Origin of the sequence: Enhygromyxa salina, from assembly GCF_002994635.1 — a bacterium.
GTDB classification, from domain to species: domain Bacteria; phylum Myxococcota_A; class Polyangia; order Nannocystales; family Nannocystaceae; genus Plesiocystis; species Plesiocystis salina_B.
Map to the genome: position 1 here is coordinate 44,186 of NZ_PVNL01000060.1, position 6,448 is coordinate 50,633.

General features: G+C 69.6%; 4 protein-coding genes. All 4 read left to right on the plus strand.

Annotated features, from left to right (window positions below; all coding sequences use genetic code 11):
* Position 1 precedes the first annotated feature (1 nt).
* The 4 genes from coaBC (at position 2) to ENSA7_RS16645 (ending at position 6,252) form a co-directional block, all read left to right on the plus strand.
* Positions 2–1,300: a bifunctional phosphopantothenoylcysteine decarboxylase/phosphopantothenate--cysteine ligase CoaBC gene (gene coaBC, locus ENSA7_RS16630; protein WP_106090277.1), complete on the plus strand. Its 1,299-nt coding sequence runs from the start codon at positions 2–4 to the stop codon at positions 1,298–1,300.
* Positions 1,297–2,349, plus strand: a complete 1,053-nt coding sequence (locus tag ENSA7_RS16635) for a uracil-DNA glycosylase (protein ID WP_146157771.1) — start codon at positions 1,297–1,299, stop codon at positions 2,347–2,349. The genes coaBC and ENSA7_RS16635 overlap by 4 nt, the downstream gene beginning before the upstream one ends.
* 301 nt (positions 2,350–2,650) lie before the next feature.
* Complete coding sequence (locus ENSA7_RS16640; RefSeq protein ID WP_106090279.1) at positions 2,651–3,280, plus strand: HU family DNA-binding protein; 630 nt, start codon at positions 2,651–2,653, stop codon at positions 3,278–3,280.
* A 197-nt stretch (positions 3,281–3,477) separates the two neighbouring features.
* On the plus strand, positions 3,478–6,252 hold the full coding sequence (locus ENSA7_RS16645; protein WP_106090280.1) for an MMPL family transporter: 2,775 nt from the start codon (positions 3,478–3,480) through the stop codon (positions 6,250–6,252).
* Positions 6,253–6,448: the final 196 nt, after the last annotated feature.

The window sequence follows — 6,448 nt, forward strand, 5'->3', positions numbered from 1 at the left end:
GATGACTCGGGTCGTGCTGATCGTGGCCGGTGGGATCGCGGCCTACAAGGCGCCCGACCTGGTTCGCAAATTGATCGCCGTGGGCTGCGAGGTCCAGGTCGTGACGACCCCGGCCGCGGCGGCGTTTTGCACCGAGCTCTCGCTCGCGACCGTGAGCGGTCGCCCGGTCCGTCAGAGCCTGCTCGACGCCGCCGAAGAGGGGCGGGTCGGCCACATCGAGATCGCCGACTGGGCGCAGCTCGTGTTGGTCGCGCCCGCCACCGCAGACATCATGGCTCGTGCCGCCGCGGGAATGGCCAACGACCTCGCCACCACGATCTTGCTGGCCACGCGGGCGCCGGTGCTGTGGGCGCCCGCGATGAACACCAACATGTGGTCGCACGCGGCCACGCAGGCCAACCTCGCGCTACTGCGCGAGCGCGGAGCTGCGTTCGTCGGGCCGGATCGGGGCGAGCTCGCGTGCGGGTGGATCGGCGAGGGCCGGATGATCGATCCACCGATCATCGCCGCGGCTGCGCGGGCGCTGGTCGATCGCCAGCCCCACCCCGAGCTGGTGACGCCCACGAGGCGCAGCTGGGTCGGTCGCAAGCTGCTGGTCACCGCTGGGCCCACCCGCGCGTTCCTGGATCCGGTCCGCTTCATCAGCAACGCGTCGACCGGGGAGATGGGGTTTGGCATCGCCGCCGCGGCTGCGGCGAGCGGCGCCGAGGTGGTGCTGGTCGCCGGGCCCGTCGCGCTGCCGACCCCGGCGGGCGTTCGTCGCGTCGATGTCGAGACGGGCGCGCAGATGCTCGACGCGTGCGAGCGCGAGCTCGCCGGGGAGGACATCGACTTGGTCGCCATGGTCGCCGCGGTCGCCGATCTGGTCCCGGCCGAGCCGTCGCCGGGCAAGCTGGACAAGGATCGGGTGTTGGCGTCGCTGTCGGACATGCGCTGGCGAGCGGAGGTCGACATCCTCGCAACCTTGGCCGCGCGTCACCGACCGCGGACCCGGTTCTTGGGGTTCGCCGCGCAGACCGTGGACACGCCGCCCGGTGCCGACGCGGGCGAGCGGCTGGGCGCCGAGCTGCGCCGACTCGGACGGGCCAAGCTCGAGCGCAAGGGCTGCGATGCGCTGTTCGTCAATCGCGTCGGCGTCCCAGGTGTCGGGTTCGGCAGCCCGACCAACGCGGGATTCATGATCTTCGCCGAGGACGCCGAGGCCGTCGACGCTGGCCCACCCCAGCCCAAGCTCGCGCTGGCCGAGTGGATGCTCGCGCAGCTCGAGGCGCGCTGGTGGCCGAGCGGAGGTGGATCGTGAGCACGGCCGAGCATGAGGGGGAGGTCGAGGCGCTCGCGCGGGCGTTCGCGCGTCACCTCGAGCACCTGCGAGAGTTCCGGGGCGTCCACTATGTCGGCGCGGCGCCGATCGAGATGCGGCGCTCGCAAGCAGACGACGACGACGTCGTCGCCGTCGACGATGACGATGGCGATGGCGAAGCCGGTCACGATCACGCGAGCGCTCCGGCGCCCGAGATGGCGCGCGCTGTCTCGCCCGGCGCGACACCGGCCGCCGCTCCTGCCACAGTCGTCGAACCGCGTCGCCCCCAGCCGCCGGACGCCGCCCCGGTCGTGACTGTCGTCGCGCCGCCCGTGGCTGCGGCGCCGGCTGGCACCAGCGCGCGTGTCACCGCAACGCGGGCCGAAGCATGGCCGGCGGCCAAGAAGCTCGCCTACCTGCGCGAGCGAAACGTCGGCGACTGCCAGCGCTGCCCGCTGGCGGCCACGCGCCAGCACATCGTGTTCGGCGTTGGCGACCCGGAGGCCGACCTCATGTTCGTGGGCGAGGCACCGGGCGCCGACGAGGATCGCCTGGGAGAGCCCTTCGTCGGCGCCGCCGGGCAGCGGCTCGATCGCTGGCTCGCGCACCTGGGGCTCGGGCGAGATCGGGTCTACATCGCCAATGTCCTCAAGTGTCGGCCGCCTGGAAACCGTGATCCACACCCAGTCGAGATCGATCGCTGCGCGCCGTTCTTGCACGCGCAGCTGCGGGCGATCGAGCCCAAGGTGATCGTCGCGCTGGGTCGCTTCGCGGGCTGCTTGCTGCTCGGCGTCGACGCGCCGCTGTACAAGATGCGGGGCCAGGCGCAGCGATATCGCGAGCCAAAAACCGGCGCCGAGATCCCCGTGGTGGTGACCTACCACCCGTCCTACGTAATCAGGACCGAGCGCAAGGGGACTGGCGCTCGCGGACCACGGGCACAAACAGATCGTGGCGGCGTGATCAAGTCCGAAGACCAAAAAGTTCTCGATGATCTCGAGCGTGCACTCTCACTCATGCGTGCACCGACATCAGCGCACGAGCGGTAGCGACTTCGCTTACCGCTGTCCGTTCACCTGATCAATTCGTGCACGAACGTGCGTGTCGACGGAACGACTCGAACGTGGGTTCGCGCAGCGATCAGACCACCGTGTCGCTGGCTCACCCCGCGACCGATACAACCAATACAGCGGACAAACTTCGGGGCCCGCAACGGCGAGGATGTTGACTCGCCGAGCCCTCGCCCCTAGAGTGGCCAGCCTTGTCTCGGTCGATCGTACGCGCCGCAGGTGGCATCGTGCGTGTTGACCCGACGACCTTCGACGCCTCGCTCCTCGCTCTCTCACGCCCATGACGAAGGCCGAACTGATCGATCGTATCGCTCGTAGCGCTCGGAGTGGCGACTTGCCGCCCGAGGTCACCAAGAAGGTGATCGTCAAGATCCTCGACCTCGCGTTCGCCGAGCTGTCCGCCTACTTCGTGCGGTCGCGCGTGACTCGTTCGACCAGCCCGCGCTTCACCTACCCAAAGTTCGGGACCTTCACCAAGAAGCAGCGCTCGAGTCGTCGCGGGGTCAACCCGCGCACGCTCGAGCCGATGGACATCGAGGCTTGCGAGACGGTCGACTTCAAGCCCAGCGTCGAGCTCAAGCGTCAGCTCAACACCGTCAGCGCAGCGAAGCAAGCCGGGACCAAGGCCAAGACCAAGACCGGCCGCAAGAAGAAGGCCGCACGCTCGAGCGCCAAGACCACAGCCAAGACCACCGCCAAGACCACCGCCAAGACCAAGGCCAAGACCAAGCGGACCGCGGCCAAGCGCAAGGCGGCCGGCGTGGGCGGGCGCAAGCTCGTGACCCGTGAAGAGGTCGAGCTCGAGCCGGTGGTGACCAAGCCCCTGCTTCCGGAGCCGCCGCTGCAGAAGCTCGTGCGTCGCAAGCTGACCAAGCTCGACGGGACCGACCTCGAAGACACCGGCTCTTAGCTGCTTAGCTACTCGACTGGCAGGGGGCTGGCAGGGTGGCACGCCGGCAAGCTGGCCTGCGCGATCGCGGTTGGGACGCGGTTCCCCGCGCATGGTGGTTCACGCTGTCGGATCCGCGCAGGTTCGGGGTGGGGGTCGCACCACCCAGTGATGCCCAGCTCTTGCATTCACGGCCCGGTTAGAGCTAACAGGTGCCGATGTCCCAGCGTGACCGACTCGATCGTCGGCGCGACAAGTTCTTCGTCGTGTTCGGACGCCTCGGGCTTCGGTGGCCGGTCACGGTCACCGTAGTCTTGGCGTTGCTGACGGTCGTTGGGATGGTGTTCGCCAGCCAGCTGACGATCAAGACCTCGCGGGTCGGGCTCGTCGACGGCGACAACTGGTACCAGCGGCGGATCGTCAACTTCTATCAGGAGTTCGGTCACCACGACTCTCCGGTGGCGATCATCGCTGGCGGCACGCCCGAGCAGCGCCGCGCGGTCGTCGACGGGTTCGCTGGCGCGCTCGAGCAAGACGAGATGTTCCACGGCCGGGTGCTCGCGCGGCTCGAGGCCAAGGACGTCGCCGAGACCCTGCTGGTCCACGCACCCGGCCAGCTCGCGGAGTTTCGCCGACGCCTGCCAGCCGACGCGGATCTACCGGGGGCGCTCGAGCGCGGGCTCGAGGGCATGCTGGGCCTGGTCGAGACCCAGCTGCTCGCGGCCCTCGACGGTGAGATCGAGGTCGACCGCAACGACGCTGACGCCCAGCTCGGGCAGCTCGCCGCGCTCGCCACGGCGCTCGACGCCAAGCTCGCTGGCGACGCGGGGGTCGGTCCAGGGGTCGACACCGACGCGCTGCTGCGCACGATCGCAGGCGGGGACGCGGCGACCAGCGCGTTCCCGGACACCGAAGAGCTGCGCAAGCGCGGCCTCGACGAGCACGGCTACTTCGTCAGCAACGACGGAGAGCGGCTGCTCGTCGTGGCGTTCCCCGAGTTCGCGGGCGACGAAGTGGCCGACTTCAGCCCGGCGGTGGAGCGGCTGCGGGCCCAGGCGCTGGCCCACGGAACGAGCGAGGTCTCGATCACGCTGACCGGCGTGCCGTTCTTGGTCGTCGACGAGGAAGCCGCGCTCGCGAGCGGCATGGTCCGGGCCAGCGCGGCCGCTGGGATCGGCATCTTCTTGTTGCTGTTGATCGGGTTTCGCTCGTTCAAGCGGGCGACCGTGGCGTTGCTGCCGATCGGCGTCGGGACGCTGGTCAGCCTCGGCGCCATGTACCTGCTGTTCGACACGCTGGATCCGATCACGTCGAGCTTCGCCGCGGTGCTCATGGGTCTGGGCATCGACTTCTCGGTCCACTTGCTCGCCCGCTACGACGAAGATCTGCGCCAGGGCCGGACCCGCCGCGAGGCATTGTTCTCCTCGCTGTCCAAGGCGGGGCCGGGGGTGGTGACCGGCGCCGTCACGACCGCGCTGGCGTTCTTGACCGTGGCAACGACCGAGTTCACCTCGTACGGCCGCATGGGCGTGATCACGGCGATCGGCTTGGTCGTCGCCCTGGTCGCGACCTTGTTGCTGCTGCCGGTCGTGCTCGGTCGCGGTGACTTGAGCGCACACGAGGACCCGCCGCGACCGTTCGGCGACATCAGCTTCCTGGCCCGAATGGCGCGCAGCTCCCCGCTGTTGATCGTGCTCGGCGGGCTGGTCCTGTCGCTGCTGGGGATCGCCGCCACCCCCACCTACAACCCCGGGTTCTTGGAGTTCCTGCCCAAGTCGTGGGAGTCGACGCAGGGACTCCAGACCCTCGAGAAGGACGGGGCGATGACCCCCTGGTTCGCGTGGGTCACCGCCGACGATCTCGATCAGGCCCGACGCCGGGCCGACAGCTTGCGATCGATGCAGAGCGTGGCCCGCGTCGACAGCCCGACCGACATGCTGCCGGAGCTGACCGACGACCGGCTCGCCGGGCTGCGGGCCGACTTCGCTGGGCTCGAGCGCAACCCCGACTGGCGCAAGCTCGCCAGCCGTGAGCGTGATCCGGCGGCGCTGGCCAAGCAGGTCCTGGCGATCGTCGACGCGCTCGACGAGCTGGTGTTCGCGGCTGAGCAGGCTGGCCTCGACAGCACCGCGAGCGCGCCGATCCTGCAGACCAAGCAGGCGTTCACGCAGCTGAAGGAGCGGCTCGACACGCTGCCGCGCGCCCAGGCTTCGGCGACCCTCGACGAGATCGAAGATCAAATGGCCGCGCTGCTCGGGCCGGCCTGGACCACGGCGCGGGCCGTCGCCGAGCGGGGCGTTTGGGTCCCGGGTGACCTGCCCAAGCTGTTCGCGCTCCGGTTCGTGGCCCGGGATGGTAGCGAGCGGATCTCGCTCTACGTGTACCCCGCCGGCGACATCGCCTCGGGTGCCGATCACAACGCACCCGCGCGGCACTTCACCGAGGATCTCGAGTCAGTCGACCCGCAGGCCGCGGGCCAGGGCGTGTCGCTGTATCACCACAACGTGATGATCGTCGACGGGTTCAAGCGCGCCGCGTTCTTCTCGCTGTGCCTGGTCGTCGTCCTGCTGCTGCTCGACTTCGCCAACCTCCGCAAGTCATTGCTCGCGCTGTTCCCCGTGCTGGTCGGGATGGGGTGGATGGTCGGCGGGTTTGCGATCGTGGGCCTGCGGCTGAACGTCGCGACGATCGTCGTGCTGCCGCTGACGCTCGGGATCGGCATCGACGCGGGCGTGCACATGATGCATCGCTGGGAGCTCAACGCGCGGACCCACGGCGGCCGGGCCCGGCTCGACGAGGTCATCCGCGGGACCGGCAACGCCGTGGTGCTGTCATCGTTGACGACGATGGTCGGGTTCGCCGGCTTGTTGCTCGGGCGCCATCTGGGCATGGTCCAGCTCGGCGCGACCATGGTCATTGGGATCGGCTGCACGCTGGTCGCCAGCGTGTTGATGCTCCCGGCCCTGCTGCTGCTGCTCGACAAAGCCGAGTGAGCGAGCGGCGACCGGGAGCTCCGCTGGTGCGGCCTACCTGCTGACGCCGCCGCTGCTCGGCGCCGCCTTCTTCGGCGCGATGTCGCTCGGGGAGTTGCTGTCAGGCGCGAAGTTGGGAGTGATGCTGGGCGTCGGCTCGCCCTTGGCGTCGCCGCGGGTCGGGCTGGCGGGCACGCGGGTCGGGGCTGGCTTGGGG

Bases quoted from the DNA above. Each gene is read 5' to 3' on its own strand.
- coaBC (WP_106090277.1), top strand. From the start codon at position 2: ATGACTCGGGTCGTGCTGATCGTGGCCGGTGGGATCGCGGCCTACAAG.
- ENSA7_RS16640 (WP_106090279.1), top strand. From the start codon at position 2,651: ATGACGAAGGCCGAACTGATCGATCGTATCGCTCGTAGCGCTCGGAGT.
- ENSA7_RS16645 (WP_106090280.1), top strand. From the start codon at position 3,478: ATGTCCCAGCGTGACCGACTCGATCGTCGGCGCGACAAGTTCTTCGTC.